We start from the raw sequence: 20,133 nt of genomic DNA, 5'->3' as shown, positions 1-20,133 counted from the left end.
CGACGGCCGCCACCCCGGTGGGCGGCGGCCGTCGTCGGGTCGTGTCAGGCGTCTGCGACCTGGATGAGCGCGGTGTCCGCACCGGCCGCCTCGGCCGTCGCGTAGATCCAGTCGATGACCTCGGTCGTGTCCGTGCGGTAGGCGAAGTCCGTCCCGCGGCAGTACGAGTTGAGGCCGAAGGACGTCACGGCGACGACGAGGTTGGACTCGTACCCGCCGAGGAAGACCGGACCGCCCGAGTCGCCCGAGCACGTCCCGCCCTTGCCCTTGCCGTTCCCCGTGGCCTGGAGGTTGAAGCCGCCGGTGTTGGCGCTCACGAGGTTCGTGATGCGCGCGTTGGCCATGAGGCGCTCGCGGTAGGAGACGACCTCGGTGGGGCTGCTGTAGCTGAGGCCGTAGCCGCTCGCGGTGACCGTGAGGTCCTTGAGCCCGCGCTGCGTCGCGTACGGGTCGAGCGTGCCGGGCGCGGCGAGCACGGCGTACTCGTCGACGACGAGCGGCGTGTCGAGGACGACGAGCCCTGCGTCGAGCGTGTTCGGGAAGCCCTCGAAGTCCGCGAAGCCGTAGTTGAAGACCTGGCTCGCGTACGAGCAGAGCACGCCCTCGGTCCCGGCGGCGCAGGTCTCCGGGTACCCGGACACCGGGTCGTACCCGAGCTCGGCGTCGTAGCTCACGCCCGCGTCCTGCTGGAGGTACACGCGCGCCGACGTCGCGCCGTCGGTGCAGTGCCCCGCGGTCAGGAAGATCTCCGGGGTCAGGAGCGAGCCGGAGCACCGGCCCATGAACTCGCCGTTCTCGTCGTACATGACGAGCAGCCCGACGAACGGGTGCTCCTCGTCCTGCACGTAGTTGCCGGTGATCGCGCTCGCGGGTGCCGCGACGCCCAGCAGCAGCGCGAGCGCCGCTCCGAGGCCGAGCAGGGACTTCCTCATGGGGTCCTCCTCGTGGGGGATGGCCGCGGTGCGGCCGACGGTGCCAGGGACGATATGCCCGATGTGACCTGCGCAACAGTCCTGACGCGCGGATCGGTGCGGCCGTGGCCGTCGGGGCACGCCGTCGTGCGTCGGGGTGCACGGGGCCGATGACTTCCGCCGTCGGGCCGGGTCGGTCCCGGTGAGAGCACACCGGACCGGAGGAGCGACGAGATGAGCAGCGACGTGGGAGCAGGCACCGGCACCCAGGAGAGCCCGACGACGGACCCGACGACGGACCCGACGGCAGGACCCACGACGGCCGGCCCGACGGAGGGTCCGGCGACGACCCGGACCCTCGAGGTCCCGGGCGCGACGCTGACGTACGACGTCCGCGGCCCCCTGCCGACGCAGGACGGGGCACCGCCCCTCCTCATGGTCGGCCAGCCGATGGACGCGTACGGCTTCACGACGCTCGCCTCGCTCGTGCCCGAGCGCACCGTGATCACGTATGACCCGCGCGGCATCGGCCGCAGCACCCGCACCGACGGCGTCGAGAACCGGCCGGAGCAGCAGGCCGACGACCTCCACCGGCTGCTCGACGCGCTGGGCGCCGCCCCCGTCGACGTCCTCGCCAGCAGCGGGGGAGCCGTGACCGCGCTCGCCCTCGTCGCCACCCACCCCGACGACGTCGCGACGCTCGTCGCGCACGAGCCGCCGCTCCTGCAGGTGCTGCCCGACGCGGACCGGGCGCTCGCGGCCGAGCGCCGCGTGCGCGAGATCTACCACGAGCGCGGCTGGGGCGCGGGCATGGCGGCGTTCATCGCGCTCACGTCGGTGCAGGGCGAGCTGCCCGAGGGCTGGGACCCCGGGCGCGTCGACCCGGCCGCCCTCGGGCTCCCGGCCGACGACGACGGGTCGCGCGTCGACCCGCTGCTGTCGGGCGTCTCCGCGGCCGTGACGGCGTTCCGGCCGGACGTTGTCAAGCTCCGCGCGGTGCCGACGCGCGTCGTGGTGGCCGCGGGGGAGGAGAGCCGCGGCGGTCTCACGTGGCGCACGTCGGAGGCGCTCGCCGAGGCGCTGGGGCAGGAGCTCGTCGTCTTCCCGGGTGGCCACGGCGGGTTCCTCGGGCCGGAGTACGGGCAGCCGGGCCGGCCCGAGGCGTTCGCGGCGCGCCTGCGCGAGGTGCTGGCCGCCGGGTGACGGGCGCGGGACGACGGCGTGCGTCGGCGCGGCCGGATGCGGCCGGGCGGCGCGGTCGGGGTGCAGGGCTGGTCGTTCGAACACGTGTTCGAGTAGCGTCGTCCCGTGGCCCGGGGCGCGACGATCCTGCACGCCGACCTCGACGCGTTCTACGCGTCGGTCGAGCAGCTGCTGGACCCTGCGCTGCGCGGCCTTCCGGTCGCCGTCGGCGGCGGGCCGCGCGGTGGCGTGGTGCTCGCGGCGTCGTACGAGGCGAGGGCGTACGGGGTGCGGGGCGGCATGCCTGGCTGGCGGGCCGCCGCCCTCTGCCCGCGCCTGCGCTTCGTGCGCGGTCACTTCACCGAGTACCAGCGGCTCGGGGACGCCGTCATGGCGGTCCTGCGGGACGTGACCCCGCTGGTCGAGCGCATCTCGATCGACGAGGCGTTCCTCGACGTGTCGGGTGCGACGCACCTGTTCGGCCCGCCGCCGACCATCGCCGCGTCCATCCGGTCCCGGGTGCGTGCCGAGGTCGGGCTGCCCATCTCGGTGGGTGCGGCGACCACCAAGCACCTCGCGAAGATCGCGTCGCAGGTCGCCAAGCCCGACGGCGTCGTCGTGGTCGAGCCCGGGACCGAGCGTGAGTTCCTCGACCCGCTGCCCGTCGGCCTGGTCTGGGGCGTGGGGCCGGTCAACGAGCAGAAGCTCGCGGAGCGGGGGATCCGGACGATCGGCGACCTCGCCCGGACGCCGTCGTCGGCGGTCGAGCGCATCCTGGGACACGCCGTCGGGGCCCGCCTCAGCGCGATGGCGCACGACGAGGACGCCCGACGCGTGGTGACCTCGCGCCGCGCGGGATCGGTGGGCGCCCAGTCGGCGCTCGGCCGACGGCGTCCGGACGTCGAGGGCGTGCGCGCGGTCCTCGCCCACCTCGCGGACCGTGTGTCGCGACGTCTCCGTGCCGGCGACCGGGCGGGACGAACCGTGACGGTGCGTGTCCGCTTCGTCGGGATGCGGTCGGTCACGCGGGCGAGGACCCTCCCCGAGCCGATCTCCGCGACGCTCACGCTGACCGAGGTGGCCGAGCGGCTCGTCTGGTCGGCGCTCGCGGACGCGGGCCGCGACGCGGAGATCACCCTGCTGGGGATCTCGGTGTCGCACCTGACGGACCAGCGGGTCGTCCAGCTCGAGCTCGACCTGCGACCGGCGGACCCGTGGCGGCCGGGCTCCGTCCCCGGCGCGGCGCGTCGGGCCGTCGACGGGCAGGTCGACGCGATCCGCACGAGGTTCGGCACCGAGGCCGTCGGCTACCTGCCGGCGGTGCTCCGGGGCCCGGGTTCCGTGCCCGACGCCTTCCGCGAGCTCGCGGAGCACGAGCTGTGAGCCCCGCCCGGCCGCGCGTCGAGCGGGCCCGCGGGCTCAGCAGCGGGATCGCGAGGCGCCCGCGCGTGCCGTCACCGAGGCGGTGCGCCGGCGCGCAGGTCGGCCGGGTGGTGCTGGCGGCCGCTGAGCACGAGGAACGGCACGGCGGCGAGCTGGACCAGCCCGCCGACGGCGTACGACGTCCCGTAGCCGGCGAGGTCCGCGGCTCGGCCGAGGGCCGGCTGGACGACGACGCCGCCGCTGCTGGCCATGAGCGAGTCGAACGACAGCACGGTCGCGCGCTGCCGCGACGGGATGAGGTCGTTGAGGTACGCCTGACGGATCGGGGCGGTGGCGGCCTCGACCAGCCCCCACGCGACCACGAGGGCCAGCGCCACCGCGAAGCTCCTGGTGATCGCGAGCGATGCGAGCGCCACGCAGGACGCGGTCGTGGCCAGCGCGAGCGCCGTGGTGCGCCGCGCCACGAGCGCGCGGAGCCGCGCCGCGAGCAGGCCCCCCGCCATGCGGGACCCCGCGACGATCGCCGCCGCGAGCCCCGCGACCCAGTACGCGTCGTCGTCGCCGTACAGGTCGAGCAGGTACGGCTGGAGCGCGTAGAACGCGTAGATCCCGACGCCCGAGACGAGCGGTGCCGCGAGCATGAGCCACCGCACGGGCGGGTTGCCCAGCCCGTGCTCGACCGACGAGCGCAGGATGCTGCGCACCGCCTCGCGCGCCGGCACCGACCGGTCGGGAGTGAAGCCGAGGTCGTGCATCGCTACGGCGGCGACCACGGTCAGCCCGAGCAGAGCCGCGACCCGGATGAGGAACGGGAACCCGAGCGACGTCGCCTGCGCGAGCACCCCGCCGCCCACGGCGCCGACGAGCATCGCCGCGCCGCCCACCGACTGCGCGCGCCCGAAGACCGTCTCGAGCTCGCCCGCGTAGCCGGTCGCGGCCAGCGCGTCGACCAGCCAGGCCTCGGTCGCGCCCGAGAAGAACGTGAAGCCGAGCCCGAGCAGCACCGACACGACCGCCCACAGCCAGAAGGGGCCGTGCGCGACCCACAGCGCGTAGTACAGGAGCGTCGACACCGCGAGGACGACCGTCCCCAGCAGGTACGACGTGCGGCGTCCGCGCGCGTCGGCGACGACGCCCGTCGGGATCTCGAACACCACCATGCCGAGCGTGAAGAACGCGTTCGCGGCGAACGCCTCGAGGTTCGTGAGGCCCGCGTCGAGCAGGAAGAGCGTGTTGATGCCCCAGATCACCGACGTCGCGAGCATGTTGCCGGCCACGAGGACCAGGTAGGTGCGTTCGACGCGGCGGGGCGTGACGGCCACGGTCCGAGCATCGCACGGCCCGTGCGGCGGGCGTCAGAGCAGCGTGAACCCCTCGGGCAGGTGCGCGCGTCCCGTCGCCGCGAGCACGAGCGGGCCCACGCGGCCCTGCTCGACCGCGAGCTCGCCGAGCAGGCGGACGACCAGCGCCGCGGGCCCCGCGGGGGGCTCGACCGAGAGCCCGAGGGCCGCACCCAGGTCGAGGGTGTGCACGACGAGCTCGAACGTCCGCGTCGGGAGGTAGTCGGCCAGCCGGATCCCACCCGCGAGGGTCGTGACGAGCTCCGTGCCGTCGGTCTCGTCGAGGAGAGGGAGGACGCGCGCGGCGATCACCGCGACCGACCGCACGGGGTCGTCGCCCAGGGCGTGGCCGGCGTCCCGGCCGCGCCGGGCGACGGCGGGACCGACGGACATCGCGCGCGTCGCGCGGTAGTAGTCGGCGGACGACACGACGTCCGCCCGGTCCGCGGGCACGCGCAGGTACTCCTCGACGGTGAGCAGCGAGCGACTCGTGTGACCCACGAGCGCGCGCACGTCCCACTCGCCCAGGGCCGGTCGGTCCCAGCGGTCACCCACGTGCTCCGCGACGTCGAGGAACCACGCGGCCGCCTCGGCGAACGCGGCCCGGGACGACTCCCACGCGACGGTGTCGGTGCCCATGCCCGCACGGTAGCCGTGTCCGCGAGCGGACGATCGGCGTGAGCACCGTCGAGCCGGCGTCCTGGGGCCGGGGACCTCCCGGCCCCGAGCCGAGGACCTCCGGCCCTTCCGTCGGTCGCGCCGCCGGTCGACGCTGGCGGGAGGACGGAGGCGTTGCGCATGGCCGCGGACGAGGGACCGGCGCCGGGCGGCACCGAGGGATGGGTGGGGCTGCTGCGCGTCGGTGCGTGGGCGGCGCTCGCGAGCGTCGTGCTGATCGTCGTGCAGATCGGCATCTACGTCCTGTGGCCGCCGCCGACGACGACCGAGGGCTTCTACGTCCTCCTGGTGGAGCGACCGCTGCAGGGGCTGCTGGCGCTCGACCTGCTCTACGTCGTCTCCAACCTGCTCGCCTACCTGCTCTACCTCGCGCTCGGCGTCGCCCTGTGGCGCGTGAGCCGCTCGGCGGTCGTCGTCGCGCTCGCCTTCGGCGTGCTCGGCATGGCGGCGTACACGGCGTCGCCCCGCCCGGTCGAGATGCTGAGCCTCGCGCAGTCCTACGCCGACGCGGCGCCCGGCGAGCAGGTCGCGCTCCTCGCCGTCGGCGACGGCATGCTCGCGACCTGGATGGGCACGGCCTTCGACATCTACTACCTCGTCAACCTCGTCACGCTGCTCGTCCTGGCTCTGCTCATGCTCCGGTCACCGCTGTTCGGCCGTGCGACCGCCGTCTGGGGGCTCGTCGCGGCGGTGCTGATGGCGGTGCCGTCGAACTTCGGTGTCGTCGGCCTGTGGTTCGCGCTGGCGTCCCTCGTGCCGTGGTCGGTGTTCGCGCTGCTGGTGTGGCGCAGCCTCCTGGGTCTCGCCGACGCGTCAGGGGTGGGGGAGCGGTCGCTCGCGCGTGCCGCCTGACGCCGGCGGGGCGGCGTCCGCGTCGGCCGCGGCCGAGGTCGGCGGAGCCGCCTGCGCCGCGCCCGAGGGCCATGGCGGCCGGGTCGCGGGCACGCCGTCCGCTGGGGGACGCGGGAGTCCGAGGCCGCGGATCCACACGCGGTCCATCCCCCGCGCGCCCAGCACGGTCCGCATCAGCAGGATCACGCGGGCGTCGCGTCCCACGGGGGTGCGCGGCCGGGCGCGCCGGCGTGTCAGCTCCTGCTCGACGGCACGCGCGACGTCGTCGGGAGGCGCGGCCCGACGGCGCAGGTCCGCCAGGACGCGGCGCTCGCCGGCGAAGTGGCCGGCGTACAGCGACCGGAGCCCGGGTTCGAGATCCGCCTCGAGCTCGTCGAGGAGGTCGTCCATGTGCTTCCACGGGTCGGTCGCGACCACCCCGGGCTCGACGAGAGCGACCTGCACGCCGAACGGCGAGAGCTCGACCCGCAGGCAGTCGGCGACGGCCTCGACCGCGAACTTCGACGCGTTGTAGATCCCGGTGAACGGGAACGACACGCGCCCGTTCACCGACGAGATGAACACGATGCGCCCGCGGGCCCGCCGCAGCCTCGGCAGCACGGTCCGCGTGACGTCGAGGGGACCGACGAGGTTCGCGTCGAGCTGGCGGTGCACGTCGACCGGCGAGAGCGTCTCCAGGGGGCCGGCGACGCCGATGCCGACGTTGTTGACGAGCGCGTCGAGGCGGGCGGGCAGGACGGTGTCGAGCGCCGCGACGTGCCCGCGGTCGGTGACGTCGAGCTCGACGGGCGTGATCGCGCCCGACGCCTCGGCGAGCGCCTTCGCGGCCACGTCGGTCCGCACACCGGCCCAGACGCGCCAGCCGGACGCGGCCAGCCGCAGCGCGATGGCGTTGCCGATGCCGCGTCCGGCACCGGTGACGAGGACGGAGCGCGGCTCGTTCACGGGGATCACCTCTCCTGGCGGGTGCCTCGACACTCGCGCGGGTCCCCGCCCGCGGCCCGAGTAGTGCGGTACGCGGATCGCCGTCGCTAGCATCGAGACGTGCTGCGGCCGTGGCCGCTCACGGGCAGGGAGGCCGAGCTGCGCCGGATCACGGCGGCCGCCCGACCCGGTGCGGCCGGGATCCTGGTGGTGGGACCCGCGGGTGTGGGGAAGACCCGCCTCGTCCGGGAGGCGGTGTCGCGCTCGGGGACGCCCGGCGTGTGGGCGCTCGCCAGCCGAGCGACGACCACGCTCCCGCTCGGCGCGTTCGCGGGTCTCGTCGACGTGCCGACCGGTGACGCGTCGTCGTCGGTCGGCGGCGTGCTCGCGGCCCTCGCCCGACGGCGGCCTCTCGTGCTCGGGGTCGACGACGCGCACCTGCTCGACGAGCTCTCGGCCGTCGTCGTCCACCGCGCTGTGGCCCGCGGGCTGTTCCCCGTCGTCGTGACGGTTCGCGGCGGGGAGCCGGTTCCCGACCTCGTGACCGCGTTGTGGAAGGACGAGATGCTCGCGCGCCTGGACCTCGCGGCGCTCGACCTCGCGACGACCAGGACGCTCGTCGCGCGCGTGCTCGGCGGACCCGTCGAGTCCGCGTCCGCGCGTCGCCTGTGGGCCCTCACGCGCGGCAGCCCGCTCTTCCTCCGGCACCTCCTTCCCGGTGAGGTGGCTGCAGGTCGCCTCAGCCCGGCGTCGGGCATCTGGTGCTGGTCGGGCGACCCGCACCTGTCGCGCGAGCTCGCGGCGCTGATCGAGCGCGAGATCGGTGCGCTCGAGGCGGACGTGCGCGACGTCGTCGACGTCGTCACCCTCGGCGAGCCACTCGCCCTCGACGCGCTCGTGGACCTCACGGGTGCGGGCGCCACCGAGGAGGCGGAGCGGCGCGGGCTGGTCCGGACGCACCCGACGCCCACTGGCCCGGTCGTCCGGCTCGCGCACCCCCTGTACGGCGAGGTGCGCCGCGGCTCCATGGGCACGGTGCGAGCGCGGCGCCTGCGGGGCCTGCTCGCGGTGCGGCTCGACCCCGACGCGCACGCGATGCGCCGTGCCGTCCTCACGCTCGAGTCGGACCTGCCGCCCGACCCCGGGCTGTGGTTGCGGGCCGCCGAGGAGGCCATCGGGTTCCACGACCTCCCGCTCGCCGAGCGGCTCGCTCGTGCCGCGGCGACGGCCGGGGGAGCCTGGCGCGCGCGCCTCGTCCACGCGTCGGCGCTGTCCTGGCTGACCCGCGGCGAGGAGGCCGAGGCCGTCCTGCGTGGCCTCGTCGACGACGCGCCGGACGGCCCGGCCCGCGCGCGCCTCGCGGCGTACCGCGCCGGGAACCTGCTGTGGACGCTGCGTCGGGCCGACGACGCGCGGGCGGTGCTGGCCGTGGCCGCATCGGCGCCCGACGTCGGCCGCGAGCGGGTCGTGCTCGACGCGATGACCGCGGCGGTCGACGCGGCGACGGGCGACGCGGACGCCGCGCTCGCCAGGGCCCTCCCGGCCCTGCGGCACGGGGCGCCGGACGACCTCACGCGCGTCGTCCTCGCCTCCGTCGTCGCCGCCGTCGCCGCGGTGCAGGGGCGCGTCGACCTCCTCGACGAGGTGTCCGGTGGTCCGGTCCTCGCGTCCGTCGGCCACACGGTGCCCGTCTTCGGGCTGGTCGACTGGCTCGTGCTCGGGTACCGCCTCGCCGGCGCGACCGCGGACGCGGGTGAGGTCGCCCGTGGGCTCGAGGAGTCGACGGCGCAGCTGTCGGGGCCCGCGCACCTCATGGGACTCGTCCTCGCGGGGCACGCGGCGTTCGCGGGCGGGCGGGTGCGCGACGCGGAGGTCCCGCTGCGGGAGGCGTGGGCCGGGCTCGCGTCCACGCGACACGAGTTTCGGTTCCGCTGCCGGACGCTGCTCGTGACGGCCTACGCACTCGCGGGCCGGTCCGACGACGCCCGCCCGCTCCTCGAGGAGATGGGGACCGAGACGCATCCCGCGTACGCGCTGCTCGCCCCCGACGACCTCCTCGCGCGGGCGTGGGCGGCGGGCGTCGAGGGCGCACTGACCAGCGCCGTGGGGCTCGCGGTGGCGGCAGCGTCGCTCGCGCGGGCGCAGGCCTCACCCGCGCTCGAGGTGGCCGCGTGGCAGGTCGCGACCCAGCTCGGCGGGTCGCCCGACGCGGTCGTGCGCCTGGACGCGCTGCGGCTTGAGGTCGCCGGGCCTCGGGCGGAGCTGGCCCTGAGGCACGCCCGGGCGTGGGCAGCGGCGGACGCCGACGCGCTCGCCGTCGTCGCGCGCGGGTGGGAGGAGGTCGGCGACCTCGTCGCCGCGGGCGACGCCCACGCGCAGGCCGGTGACGTGCTCCGTCGGCGCGGACGCCCCAGATCGGCGCTGACGGCCGTGGCGCGGGCGAACGAGCTCGCGCAGCGCTCGGGTGCGTGCACGCCCGCGATCACCGCCGCGGTCCACCCCGTCCCTCTCACACCGCGCGAGCGCGAGGTCGCCCTGCTCGCCGCGCACGGGCTGTCGAACCGCGAGATCGCCGAGCGGCTCACCGTCTCGGTGCGCACGGCCGAGGGCCACCTCTACCGCGCGGGGCTCAAGCTCGGGGTGTCGGACCGCGCGGACCTCGCGACGGTCCTCGCCGTGCCGCCGCAGGTGGGGAGCGGATCCGCGTAGTGCGCTACGCGGGTCACGTCAGGCGTGCCCCCGGACGCTGGTCGGACACGACGCCGACACCGACGTCGGGCGGGCGGACGAGACGGGAGGACGAGCATGACCACCACCTGGGTACGGCCCGAGGAGGGCCTCCACCACGCGATGATCGACGGCGACCACGTCGCCAAGGCGACCGTCGAGGGCCCGGACGGAGCGTTCGAGGTCTTCGAGGTGCACGCCGCCGCGACGCCGCCGGCGCCGATGCACGTGTCACCGTGGAGCGGCGTGCTCTACGTGCTCGACGGGACGGTCACGGTCAGTGCGGACGGCCGCGTCGACGAGCTCGGGCCGGGCGCGATGGTCGTGCTGCCTGCGGGCACGCCCTGCACGTTCCACGTCGCCGACGGCGAGGCGAGGTTCCTCGCGGTGACATCCGGTACGGGCGCCGGTCGGTTCTTCGCGGAGATGGCCGCGACCGTCCCGGTCGGGCCGCCGGACCCCGGCGCCCTGAGCGCGATCGCGTCCGTCGCCGCGCGGCACGGCGTCGCCGTGCAGGTCTGAGGAGGCCATCCGGGCGCGCCCCGGCGGGTGGGCGGCCGGGGAGGCGCCGGTCAGGCCGTCGCGGGGCGGGCGGTGCGGACGCGTCCGAAACGCCGCGGCGCCGAGGCCGTCGAGCCCGTCCGCTCGGTGCCCGTCCGCTCGGCACCCGCGGTGAACGCGCGGATGTCGGCGAGCTCCTCCTCGAGCGCCGCGGTGCGCTCGAGAGCCTCGGCGGTCGCGGCCTCGGCCGTCGCCAGCAGGTCCTCGAGCTGCTCGATCCGCCCGTCGCGCTGCGCGAGCGCCACCTCGTGCTGGGCGCGGCGGTCGGCGAGGTGCTCGTCGCGCTGCCGGACCTGGGCCTCGAGGTCCGGCACGCGCGCCGCCTCCTCCTCGAGCCGGCCGAGGGTGGCCGCCAGGCCGGACTCCACGAGCGCCCGCCGCCCGAGCTCGACCCGTGCCGCGCGCTCGCCGTCGCGCAGCGCCTCCCACGTGACCCCGCGCATGAGCGCGTACCGGGTCCGCTCGATCGTCTCGGCGAGGTCGTCGATGTCCATGAACGGACGCTAGGTCCGCCGGCAGGTGGCGGAACATCCCTGATGTCCGCTTTTCACCCGCCGCCCGGCGCGACGTCACGCGACCGGGCTAGCGTGGTGGGACCGACGCGGGACGCGAGGACCGCTCGTTCCCGCCGCGCAGCTGCCCGGGAGGGCCCATGGCCGTGGACGTCCGGACCGAGGTGCTGATCGCGCGCCCCCGCGAGGAGGTCGCGGCCTTCGCGGCTGACCCGGACAACGCACCTCGGTGGTACGTGAGCATCGACGAGGTCCGGTGGCGCACCGAGCCACCGCTGCGGGTCGGCACCCGGCTCGACTTCGTGGCGCGGTTCCTGGGCCGCCGGCTCGCCTACACGTACGAGGTCCGCGAGCTGGTCCAGGGGGAGCGGCTCGTGATGAGCACCGCGGACGGGCCGTTCCCGATGGAGACGACGTACACGTGGTCGAGCCCCGAGCCGGGAACCACGCTCATGACGTTGCGGAACCGCGGTCGGCCCGCGCGCGCGTTCGGCGTCGTCACGCCGCTCATGGCCCGCGCCGTGCGCAGCGCGAACCGGAAGGACCTCGCCAACCTGCGACGGGTCCTCGAGGCCTGACCAGCCCGTCGCCGGACCGGTCACCGCTCACGACGCCGTCGTCGCGACGTACACCGTGTTGGTCGCCTCGCCCGTCCCCCACGCGTCGGGGAACGTGACGACGTGCGCCGCGACGTCCTCCGTCGCGCCGCGCAGACCGGCGAGGTACTCCTCGTCCGGCGGGTCGTTGGACCACAGCGCGTACACGCCGCCGGGCCGCAGGTGCCCGGCGAGCGCGGCGATGCCGTCGGGCTCGTAGAACGGCGCGTGGGCCGGGTGGAGCAGGTGCCGCGGCGAGTGGTCGATGTCGACCACGACGGCGTCGACGTGGGTTCCCTCGCGCCCGTCCAGACCGCCGCCGCCCAGGGCCATCGCGAAGAAGTCGCCGTGGACCAGCTCGCAGCGCGGGTCCTCGGCGATCCGGCGGCCGAGGGGCACCAGGCCCTGCCGGTGCCACCCGATCACGGGCGCGAGCGCGTCGACCACGACGAGCCGTCGGACGCGCTCGTCGTCGAGCACGGTCGCTGCCGTGTAGCCGAGCCCGAGCCCACCGACGACGACGTCGAGCGGGCGGTCCGGCGCGTGCGCGAGCGCGATCCGCGCGAGCTCGACCTCGGCCGTCGTGAAGAGGCTCGACATGAGGTAGTCGTCGTCGAGCTTGACCTCGTACACGTCGTCGCCGCCGGCGGGGTCAGCGCGCCGCCGCAGGCTGATCACCCCGATCGGCGTCTGCTGCCAGTCGAGCTCCTCGAAGCGGGGACGTCGCATGGGCCCACTGTGCCGTACGCGCGGACTCCGGGCGGGGCAGCGGTGCCGGCGGGCGGCAGGGTCGTCGACCGGCGCCGGCGGGCCCGTGCTCGCTAGGCTGGCGTCGCCCCGACCCCGCCGTCGCAGCGCGGCACGGACCGCATGGAGACGCTCATGGCGGAGCAAGGCGACCAGCTCGAGGCCGTGCGGGGCGGGTACCTGGTCGAGGGTCCCGCGATCGAGCTCGGTGCGGCGGTCGCCGACGGCACCGCCCACGCCGACGTCCCCGTGCGCATCCCGCTCGCGTCCCTCAACCGGCACGGCCTGGTCGCCGGTGCGACGGGCACGGGCAAGACCAAGACGCTCCAGGTCATCGCCGAGCAGCTCTCCGCGCACGGCGTCCCGGTGTTCCTCGCGGACGTCAAGGGCGACCTGTCGGGGATCGCGTCACCCGGCGCGGAGAACGACAAGGTCGCGGCGCGTGCGGCCGACGTCGGGCAGGAGTGGGCACCGACCGCGTACCCGACGGAGATCCTGTCGCTCGGCGGCGAGGGTGTCGGCGTCCCCGTCCGGGCGACCATCACGAGCTTCGGCCCGACGCTCCTGGCCAAGGTGCTGGGCCTCAACGCCGTGCAGGAGTCGAGCCTCGCGCTCGTGTTCCACCACGCCGACCAGAACGGCCTGGCGCTCCTGGACCTCAAGGACCTCCGGGCCGTCATCACCCACCTCGTCTCCGACGAGGGCAAGGCCGAGCTCGAGGGTCTCGGCGGGCTCTCGAAGGCGACCGCGGGCGTCATCCTCCGTGAGCTCGTCGCCTTCGCGGCCGCCGGCGCCGACGTCTTCTTCGGCGAGCCCGAGCTCGACACCGCCGACCTGCTCCGGACCACGCCCGACGGCCGGGGCGTCGTGACGTGCCTCGAGCTGCCGGGGGTCCAGGACAAGCCGGCGCTGTTCTCGACGTTCCTCATGTGGATGCTCGCGGACCTGTTCCAGGAGCTGCCCGAGGTCGGCGACCTCGACAAGCCCAAGCTCGTGTTCTTCTTCGACGAGGCGCATCTCCTCTTCGACGACGCGAGCGAGGACTTCCTCGACGCCATCACGCGGACAGTGCGTCTCATCCGCAGCAAGGGCGTCGGCGTGTTCTTCGTGACCCAGACCCCCAAGGACGTGCCCGCGGACGTCCTCGCGCAGCTCGGCAACCGCGTCCAGCACGCGCTGCGCGCCTACACGCCCGACGACGCCAAGGCGCTCAAGGCCACGGTCTCGACGTTCCCGCACTCGGCCTACGACCTGGAGGAGCTGCTCACGGTCCTCGGCACGGGCGAGGCGGTCGTGACGGTCCTGTCCGAGCGGGGCGCGCCGACGCCGGTGGCGTGGACCCGGCTGCGCGCGCCGCAGTCGCTCATGGCGCCGTCGGACCCCGCGGTCGTCGCCGACCTCGTCGCGGCGAGCCCGCTCGCTCCGCGGTACTCCCAGGCGCTCGACCGCGAGTCGGCGTACGAGATGCTCACGGCGCGGCTCGCGGAGGAACCGGCCGGTCGTGACGAGGCGGACGGGCGCGGGGCAGGGGAGGGCTCGGACGCGTCGCCGACGGGCACCACCTGGGACGGCGAGCTGCCGGACGGGACGACCTGGGACGAGCCGGGAGGCGAGCCGCGGCGGGCACCGGCGCCGCGACCAGAGCCCGCCCCGCGTGATGAGCCGTCGGTGATCGAGACGGTCGTGCAGTCCTCGGCGTTCCGGTCGGCGCTGCGGTCGGCCGGGACGGTGATCGGCCGCGAGATCACGCGCAGCCTCTTCGGGACCGCGCGGCGCCGTCGTCGGCGGTGAGACCTGTCCTTTCGGACGATGTGCCGCCCGCCCGGGCGCGAGCACGATCGAGGCATGGACCAGACCGCAGCCGAGCGCCGTGAGCCCGGACCGACCGACCGTCCCGCACCCCGTGTGCCGCCGCGCTGGTTCGTCCGGACGGCGTGGCGCATCCACCGCGCGCTGCACCGGCTCAGCCGCGGACGGTTCCTGTGGCGGACCGGTGGCCGGCGCGGCTGGGGAGCGCTGCGGCTGACGACGGTCGGTCGCCGCTCGGGCCAGGAGCGCAGCGTCATCCTCGGCTACCTCGAGAACGGCCCGGACCTCGTGACCCTCGCGATGAACGGCTGGCAGGAGGGCCACCCCGCGTGGTGGCTCAACCTGCGCGCGCACCCCGACGCGGTGGTCCGGCTCGCGGACGGCGAGGCCCGACGCGTCCGCGCGCGCGCCGCGGAGGGCGCCGAGCGTGAGCGGCTCTGGCGCCTGTGGTCGTCCGTCGACGCCGACCTGGACGGCTACGCCGCTCAGCGCACGACGACGACGCCCGTGGTGGTCCTGGAGGTCGTCGGCGGGTGAACCCGGGGGGCCCAGGGCGCGCTCGACGGCTCGGCGTCGATGCGGGCCCTCCGTCGAGGGGTGGGACGCACGAAGGCCGCCACCCCGAGGGGCGGCGGCCTCCGATTCGCTGGACCTTGCGGTCCGGCCGTCAACCGGGCTTCACCAGCTCGGTTGCACAGGTGGTCGTCGCGGGTGTCGTCTCCGCCTGGGCGGGCACCGTTCGCAGCACCGCTGACGTTCGACGGTAGCACCTCACCCTGGGCGCGTCGGCGCCTGCGTCCCGTGGCGACCTCCGTCCGCTACCCCGCGTCAACGCGCCCATCACACGCGGGCCGTGAGGTACGTTCCGCGGATGCCGCACCGCACGCACGCCCGTGGACCGGTGGGCCGGTGAGCACCGCGGCCGTCGTCGGGGGCGGGCCCGCGGGCCTGATCGCCGCCGAGGTGCTCGCCCGCGCCGGCGTCGCCGTCACGGTGCACGACAGGATGCCGTCACCCGCGCGCAAGCTGCTCCTCGCCGGTCACGGCGGCCTCAACATCACCCACTCCGAGGGCCTTCGGCCCATGCTCGGGCGGTACGGGCGTTCCGCCGACGTGCTGCAGCCGGCGCTCGAGGTGTTCGGGCCGACGGCGCTGCGCACGTGGTGCGCGGAGCTGGGCGAGCCGACCTTCGTGGGCTCGAGCGGCCGGGTGTTCCCGCAGTCCTTCCGAGCCACGCCGCTCGTCCGCGCCTGGTTGACGCGCCTCGACGAGCTGGGCGTGACGATCGAGCGACGTCACAGGTGGACGGGGTGGACCGACGACGGGATGGGTCTGGTCCTCGTCGGACGGGACGGCGAGCGCATCGAGGTCAGGAGCGACGTCACCGTCTTCGCGCTCGGGGGTGCGTCGTGGCCGCGGCTCGGCTCGGACGGGAGCTGGGTGCCGCTCTTCGCTTCCCGGGGCGTGGCCGTGTCGGACCTCCGGCCGGCCAACGTCGGCGTGCGGGTCGCGTGGAGCGACGTGTTCGCGGAGCGGTTCGCCGGCACGCCGCTCAAGCAGGTCGGCGTCGCGGTCCCCGGAGTTGCGTCGTCGCGCGGGGACGCGATGGTCACCACGACCGGGCTCGAGGGTGGGCCGGTCTACGCGATCGGTGCGGCGATCCGGGCCGCGCTCGACCGCGGTGGGCGGTGCGTCGTCGAGGTCGACCTGCGGCCCGACGTCGACGTCGAACGCCTCACCCGCAGGCTCGAGAACCGCCGCCCCAAGGACTCCGGCGCCACGTGGTTGCGGCGGGCCGTCGGTCTGGACCCGGTCGGGATCGCGCTCCTGCGCGAGGCCGGTGGTGGCGCGCTGCCGACGCGGGCGGCGACAGCCGCCGCGCTGATCAAGGCGGTCCCCGTCGAGGTCCACGGGACCATGCCGGTCGACCGGGCGATCTCGACGGCGGGCGGCATCCGGTGGTCGGAGGTCGACACGGGGTTCATGCTCCGCGCGCTGCCCGGGACGTTCGTCGCGGGCGAGATGCTGGACTGGGAGGCGCCGACCGGGGGATACCTCCTGCAGGCGTCGTTCAGCACGGGGGTCGCGGCCGCGCACGGCGCGCTCGCGTGGCTCGGGCGCGCCGGCACCGGCGCGTGACGGCGGACGCCTCGTCACGGCGGACGGGTCGACGACGCACGAAGGCCGCCGCCCCTGGCGAGAGGGACGACGGCCTTGATGTCGCCTGCGTGCACGCGGGGCGCGCGCAGGGCGGTGGGGTTTTCGTGGATTCGCGCCGCTGCAGGTCGGGGCACGTTTTCTACGAAGTGCAATCCGAAGTCGAACCCTCTGGCGGCGAAAACAGCACCCGGACAATTCGGACACCCGCTCCCGCCGCCTTCGCCGAAATGCAACGAGGGGACCTGGGTAATCCAGGCCCCCTCGTCGTCTGTTACCGGAGGCATTCCGGGAGCGGGTAGCCATCCCGCCGCAGGCGCTCGGTGACGAGACGTCGTGTCTCGCTGACCTGGGCCGGGGTGCTGGCTCTTGTGTTGGCGCGCCACGTGCTGCTGCACGGGCACTGCGGGCAAAGCATGACGCCCATGGGCGCAGGGTCTTCGCGGACCATGACGAGCACGTGTGCGTCGTGGTCGTGCTGGCATGTGGGGCAGGGTCGGATGTGATCGGTTCTCGTCATGCCGGGGACTGTGTCGGCGTGCCCAAGGGGCGCAAGGGCCGGTCGGTTCAGGACTCCACGGTGGTCACAGCAGGGCGCATCGCCTCGCCGCCCGGAGCCCTCTGCGCAAGTTCAGCGGCCGTCAAGGTGTTCCGCGAGTTCCTGCATCACCCGCGCAGCATCAGCAGTCGGCGCGTAGGGCCCTGGCATTCGGAAGACCTGGGAGCCGGCGAACTCCTTGGGTTGAAAGCCAGGCGCGACCGCCCGGCCAAGGAGTGCCTCGACGGCGGGCTTGAAGACACAGACGACGAGCGGAACCCGGCGAGCCGCCAGCTCCGCTCGTAGGCGCGCACGGCCCTCCTCCAGTTCCCGTCCGGCCAGATCGGTGGACCGTCGCGTCGGTCGCTTGACGACATCGGTGAAGCCGATGCCCGCCGCCACCGCCTCGTCGTCGGTGAACCCGCCACCAGCGGGCGGAAGCAACCCGGCAGCGCGCAGACGCGACATGGCCCTTCGGCCATCGGACCCCTGGTAGTAGTGACCAGCTTCCACGCTCCGCGGCGCGGGGTTCACTCCGACGATCACGGCCCTGCACGGCTCCGGCCACAGGTCCGCGAGCGTGACGATCAGCTCCCCGTCCAGGGCGACGTTGACCTGATGGCCGATCACGAGGGCGTCTCACCCTGGAGCTCGGAGGGCGTCCAGATCTGCACTCCTGCGGTAGCCGCCCCGGCCCGGTCGGCCATGAGGTGGATGAAGTCCTGCCGGGTCAACTGCAGCGTGGCGGCCTGGTCGCCGTGCCGCTTGCCCAGCAGGGTTCCTACCCGGGTCAGGTCCCCGGGGAAGACGAGGACGGCTGAGACCGTCAGGTCCTCCAGGATGACCAGCGCGTAGCGGTCGACGCCGGCCACGGATCGGACCACGTGCTCGTTCACCCACCTGTCGGTGTCGGTGTTCGACAGGGTGCGGACCTGGACGGTCCCATCTGCCGTCATGACGTCCCAGCCGGCCTGGACCCGCGACGCGGCGATCTGGCCGCCAAGCAGGCCGGCCACGAGGTGCTCGGCCAGCTCCGGCACCGGATCGCGGTTGCTGGCAGTCAAGCCGAGCAAGTCCAGTAATCGGCGCCTGGCGCTCCGGTACTCGGCCAGAGCGGAGAGGAGCTCCGCCGCTCGTCCCGGCGGGGTCGTGCTCCCTGTGCGCCGCGTGTCGTCGCTCGGTCGTTCCACGCGGCCAGCGTAGGAGGAGCGCCCTACAGTCTGCCTCCGAACGTAGGTTGCCAGCCTGTCCACCCCTGAGTCACGAAGCCCGATGCCCGAAGGGCCTCGAGGATCCGCTTCTCGTCGTCCTCTGTGCAGTTGCCGAGGCGCACCCCGGGCTGGCCTTGACCGTGGTGGACCACCTCGAGGACGTACATCGTGAGCTGCGCGGCCTCGTGGAGGTGCGGTAGCAGCGACTTCCACGCCGGCCATTCCCGGGCCCCGCACCACTGTCGGGCGGCGGGCAGCGCCCGATGAACTGCGCTCAGGTCAGGCGGTGCCGGGGCCGGTGCAAGGGCGTGCCGGAGGTCGGCTTCGGTCGTGACCAGGGCCGCTCGGATGGCCTGTGCCTCGGCCTGGGTGTGGGCCTCGGCCCAGACCTCAGCGCAGGTGCTGATGCCCACTCGGCGTGCGTTGTCGACCGAGCACATGGTGGGGGTCCCGTCACGCAGGTAGGGGAGCCCGTCAGGACCCGGTCCCGCGACCCGGACTCCGACCACTCTCAGGGCGCTGTCGCGGCGCACCTTGGGCGGCACCCCGAGCCCCGCGAGGACGCGCACCGCCTCGCCTGGCCGCGGTCCGTGCGCTCCCCAGAACCACACCCAGCCCGCCGCCCGGAGGCGGACGAGGTAGGCGGCCAGAAGCGACTCCGCGTCGGTCCGACGCGCGGCGGCCTGCAGTGGGACGAAGTCCGTCAGTCCGCGGGGGTCGACGGAGAAGCCGTGGTTGGAGGCGAGCGCCTCGAGAACGGCCCAGCGCCACTCGTCGGGCGCCGCCGTGGTGATGGCGGTCTCTGCAGCCTCGGTGGGCGCGTCAACCACGTCCGGGAGGATGCCGATGGCGTGCTCGATGAGGTCGCGCTGAGGGCGCCACCGGTCCTTGCGTTCCTGGAGGGCGGCGCTCAAACGGGCGACCCGCTGCCGGCGTGCCTCGTTGGCGCGCGCTTGGGCCGCCGCGGTGGCTGCCTGCTCGCGTGCGAGTTGCTGCCGGCGCTGGCGTTCGCGGCGCTCGGCCTCCGCATGGGCGGCAAGCCGACGTTGCAGTGCCGCCTCCTCGCGGTCCCGCTGCGCGGCCTCGCGCTGGAGGTAGTCGAGCCACTTGGGATGCCCGGCCCTGGCTCGTTGGATCTGCTCGCGCACGCCGGGGATGTCGATGACGCCCTTCGTGGCGGGCATGTCCATCAGGGCGACGCGCTTCTCGATGCTCACAAGTGGTGACCACAGGTCGGGTGGCTCCACCCCGGCCGCAGTCAGGAGCCTGTCGACGGCCTGGCCAGTCCCGAGGGCGACGGTCTCGGTGAACGGGTCGATCAGCAGAACCGGGTGGACCGCGGCGAGCACCGCGCGGAAGACCGGGTGCAGCTGGACCTGGCCTGCGGTCCCGTCCCGGGCCGGAACGAGGCGGTCGTAGTGCCTGCCGCCGAACAACCAGACGTTCTTGATGCCTTGCGTCGCGTAGCGATCTCGCCGGCTCTGCCACTCAGCGGCCGTGAGCGAGGCGAACTGAACTTCGTAAGCGACCCGGGTGCCGTTCTCGAGCACGAGAAGAACGTCCGGGCGCTGCCCGGTCTCGACCTCCTGGGTGTCGGGGAAGATCTGCGCGCCCGGGTAGAGCTGGCGCAGCCATCGCGCGATCAGGTGCTTGGCGGTGTGGTGAGCGACGCTCTCCGGTGAGTGATGGCCGGCCCCGCCGCGGTGCTTGAAGTGGTGGCGGCGCTCGGTGCCGCCGTAGACGATGAACCGGTTGTCCCGACAGTCACCCAGCGGGCACACGAGGTACCCGGCCCGCGCGTCCTCACGCAGGAATTCGGCTTGACCCGGGGGCAGGAAGACCAGGGACGCTTCGTGAGCCAGTCGTGTGTCACGAGCGAAGACCTGCGCTATGGACTGCCCAGGGTGACGGCGGCCAGGTCGCGGCTCTCCGGCGCTCGCCGGTTCCTCGCCGATCACTTCACTGGTCACGGGGGACTTCTACACCCGGGCCCTGACACGCTGCC

18 protein-coding genes are annotated in these 20,133 nt (G+C 74.5%); 9 read left to right on the top strand and 9 right to left on the bottom strand.

All coding sequences use genetic code 11. The annotated features are described in order from the left end of the window. Window positions 1-44: 44 nt before the first annotated feature. On the bottom strand, window positions 45-932 hold the full coding sequence (locus tag IEV86_RS05010; RefSeq protein ID WP_052425991.1) for a trypsin-like serine protease: 888 nt from the start codon (window positions 930-932) through the stop codon (window positions 45-47). Between the two features lie 213 nt (window positions 933-1,145). Here IEV86_RS05010 and IEV86_RS05005 point away from each other — a divergent pair, with 213 nt between their 5' ends. Both IEV86_RS05005 and dinB read left to right on the top strand, forming a co-directional pair. Then, the gene (locus IEV86_RS05005) at window positions 1,146-2,114 is read left to right on the top strand and encodes an alpha/beta fold hydrolase (protein WP_081978581.1); all 969 of its coding nucleotides are present in this window, start codon (window positions 1,146-1,148) and stop codon (window positions 2,112-2,114) included. A 105-nt stretch (window positions 2,115-2,219) separates the two neighbouring features. Next, window positions 2,220-3,476: a DNA polymerase IV gene (gene dinB, locus IEV86_RS05000; protein WP_043604206.1), complete on the top strand. Its 1,257-nt coding sequence runs from the start codon at window positions 2,220-2,222 to the stop codon at window positions 3,474-3,476. A 71-nt stretch (window positions 3,477-3,547) separates the two neighbouring features. On the opposite strand, the gene IEV86_RS04995 is transcribed toward dinB, so the two are convergent. Beyond that, a complete protein-coding gene (locus tag IEV86_RS04995; protein WP_043604203.1) occupies window positions 3,548-4,798 on the bottom strand; it encodes an MFS transporter in 1,251 nt (416 codons plus the stop codon). 33 nt (window positions 4,799-4,831) lie between these two features. Further along, window positions 4,832-5,455 carry a maleylpyruvate isomerase N-terminal domain-containing protein gene (locus IEV86_RS04990; protein ID WP_043604200.1) on the bottom strand — a complete coding sequence of 208 codons (624 nt, stop codon included), beginning with the start codon at window positions 5,453-5,455 and terminating at the stop codon, window positions 4,832-4,834. Between the two features lie 159 nt (window positions 5,456-5,614). Here IEV86_RS04990 and IEV86_RS04985 point away from each other — a divergent pair, with 159 nt between their 5' ends. Further along, on the top strand, window positions 5,615-6,346 hold the full coding sequence (locus IEV86_RS04985) for a DUF4386 family protein (protein WP_043604197.1): 732 nt from the start codon (window positions 5,615-5,617) through the stop codon (window positions 6,344-6,346). Here the strand turns inward: IEV86_RS04985 and IEV86_RS04980 are convergent. Next, entirely contained in the window at window positions 6,308-7,291 is a 984-nt protein-coding gene (locus IEV86_RS04980; protein ID WP_229734469.1) for an SDR family NAD(P)-dependent oxidoreductase, read from the bottom strand. The two genes, IEV86_RS04985 and IEV86_RS04980, sit on opposite strands and share 39 nt — an antisense overlap. A 99-nt stretch (window positions 7,292-7,390) precedes the next feature. Here IEV86_RS04980 and IEV86_RS18170 point away from each other — a divergent pair, with 99 nt between their 5' ends. Further along, entirely contained in the window at window positions 7,391-9,979 is a 2,589-nt protein-coding gene (locus IEV86_RS18170; RefSeq protein ID WP_043604194.1) for a helix-turn-helix transcriptional regulator, read from the top strand. 96 nt (window positions 9,980-10,075) lie between these two features. Beyond that, window positions 10,076-10,519 (top strand): cupin domain-containing protein, encoded by a 444-nt coding sequence (locus IEV86_RS04970; RefSeq protein ID WP_043604191.1) that lies wholly within the window; start codon window positions 10,076-10,078, stop codon window positions 10,517-10,519. A 50-nt stretch (window positions 10,520-10,569) separates the two neighbouring features. Here the strand turns inward: IEV86_RS04970 and IEV86_RS04965 are convergent, their stop codons facing one another. Next, window positions 10,570-11,052: a hypothetical protein gene (locus IEV86_RS04965; RefSeq protein WP_043604188.1), complete on the bottom strand. Its 483-nt coding sequence runs from the start codon at window positions 11,050-11,052 to the stop codon at window positions 10,570-10,572. 158 nt (window positions 11,053-11,210) lie between these two features. Here IEV86_RS04965 and IEV86_RS04960 point away from each other — a divergent pair, with 158 nt between their 5' ends. Further along, window positions 11,211-11,648, top strand: coding sequence for an SRPBCC family protein (locus IEV86_RS04960; RefSeq protein ID WP_043604185.1), 438 nt, complete (start codon window positions 11,211-11,213; stop codon window positions 11,646-11,648). A 27-nt stretch (window positions 11,649-11,675) separates the two neighbouring features. Here the strand turns inward: IEV86_RS04960 and IEV86_RS04955 are convergent, their stop codons facing one another. Beyond that, window positions 11,676-12,395, bottom strand: coding sequence for a polyamine aminopropyltransferase (locus IEV86_RS04955; protein ID WP_043604182.1), 720 nt, complete (start codon window positions 12,393-12,395; stop codon window positions 11,676-11,678). A 153-nt stretch (window positions 12,396-12,548) separates the two neighbouring features. On the opposite strand from IEV86_RS04955, the gene IEV86_RS04950 reads away from it, so the two are divergent. The 3 genes from IEV86_RS04950 (at window position 12,549) to IEV86_RS04940 (ending at window position 16,361) form a co-directional block, all read left to right on the top strand. Next, a complete protein-coding gene (locus IEV86_RS04950; protein ID WP_043604235.1) occupies window positions 12,549-14,204 on the top strand; it encodes a helicase HerA-like domain-containing protein in 1,656 nt (551 codons plus the stop codon). 54 nt (window positions 14,205-14,258) lie between these two features. Then, entirely contained in the window at window positions 14,259-14,759 is a 501-nt protein-coding gene (locus IEV86_RS04945) for a nitroreductase/quinone reductase family protein (RefSeq protein WP_052425990.1), read from the top strand. A gap of 372 nt (window positions 14,760-15,131) precedes the next feature. Further along, window positions 15,132-16,361, top strand: a complete 1,230-nt coding sequence (locus tag IEV86_RS04940) for a BaiN/RdsA family NAD(P)/FAD-dependent oxidoreductase (RefSeq protein WP_043604179.1) — start codon at window positions 15,132-15,134, stop codon at window positions 16,359-16,361. A 649-nt stretch (window positions 16,362-17,010) separates the two neighbouring features. On the opposite strand, the gene IEV86_RS04935 is transcribed toward IEV86_RS04940, so the two are convergent. The 3 genes from IEV86_RS04935 to IEV86_RS04925 form a co-directional block, all read right to left on the bottom strand. After that, complete coding sequence (locus IEV86_RS04935) at window positions 17,011-17,547, bottom strand: uracil-DNA glycosylase family protein (RefSeq protein ID WP_043604174.1); 537 nt, start codon at window positions 17,545-17,547, stop codon at window positions 17,011-17,013. Further along, window positions 17,544-17,981 (bottom strand): hypothetical protein, encoded by a 438-nt coding sequence (locus IEV86_RS04930; RefSeq protein ID WP_161784023.1) that lies wholly within the window; start codon window positions 17,979-17,981, stop codon window positions 17,544-17,546. Before IEV86_RS04930 ends, IEV86_RS04935 begins: the two co-directional genes overlap by 4 nt. A gap of 149 nt (window positions 17,982-18,130) precedes the next feature. Continuing rightward, complete coding sequence (locus tag IEV86_RS04925; protein WP_152605578.1) at window positions 18,131-20,098, bottom strand: competence protein CoiA family protein; 1,968 nt, start codon at window positions 20,096-20,098, stop codon at window positions 18,131-18,133. Window positions 20,099-20,133: the final 35 nt, after the last annotated feature.

The organism is Cellulomonas carbonis (genome assembly GCF_014636275.1).
In the GTDB taxonomy this organism is placed as follows: Bacteria; Actinomycetota; Actinomycetes; order Actinomycetales; family Cellulomonadaceae; genus Actinotalea; species Actinotalea carbonis.
Note: the sequence above shows the minus strand (reverse complement) of the source record. Positions and strands in the feature narration are given on the sequence as shown.

Excerpts from the sequence above, each read along its gene's own strand:
- IEV86_RS04950 (WP_043604235.1), top strand. The coding sequence starts at position 12,549 with ATGGCGGAGCAAGGCGACCAGCTCGAGGCCGTGCGGGGCGGGTACCTG.
- IEV86_RS04990 (WP_043604200.1), bottom strand. The coding sequence starts at position 5,455 with ATGGGCACCGACACCGTCGCGTGGGAGTCGTCCCGGGCCGCGTTCGCC.
- IEV86_RS04960 (WP_043604185.1), top strand. The coding sequence starts at position 11,211 with ATGGCCGTGGACGTCCGGACCGAGGTGCTGATCGCGCGCCCCCGCGAG.
- IEV86_RS04970 (WP_043604191.1), top strand. The coding sequence starts at position 10,076 with ATGACCACCACCTGGGTACGGCCCGAGGAGGGCCTCCACCACGCGATG.
- IEV86_RS04945 (WP_052425990.1), top strand. The coding sequence starts at position 14,259 with ATGGACCAGACCGCAGCCGAGCGCCGTGAGCCCGGACCGACCGACCGT.
- IEV86_RS04965 (WP_043604188.1), bottom strand. The coding sequence starts at position 11,052 with ATGGACATCGACGACCTCGCCGAGACGATCGAGCGGACCCGGTACGCG.
- IEV86_RS05010 (WP_052425991.1), bottom strand. The coding sequence starts at position 932 with ATGAGGAAGTCCCTGCTCGGCCTCGGAGCGGCGCTCGCGCTGCTGCTG.
- IEV86_RS05005 (WP_081978581.1), top strand. The coding sequence starts at position 1,146 with ATGAGCAGCGACGTGGGAGCAGGCACCGGCACCCAGGAGAGCCCGACG.
- IEV86_RS04985 (WP_043604197.1), top strand. The coding sequence starts at position 5,615 with ATGGCCGCGGACGAGGGACCGGCGCCGGGCGGCACCGAGGGATGGGTG.
- IEV86_RS04955 (WP_043604182.1), bottom strand. The coding sequence starts at position 12,395 with ATGCGACGTCCCCGCTTCGAGGAGCTCGACTGGCAGCAGACGCCGATC.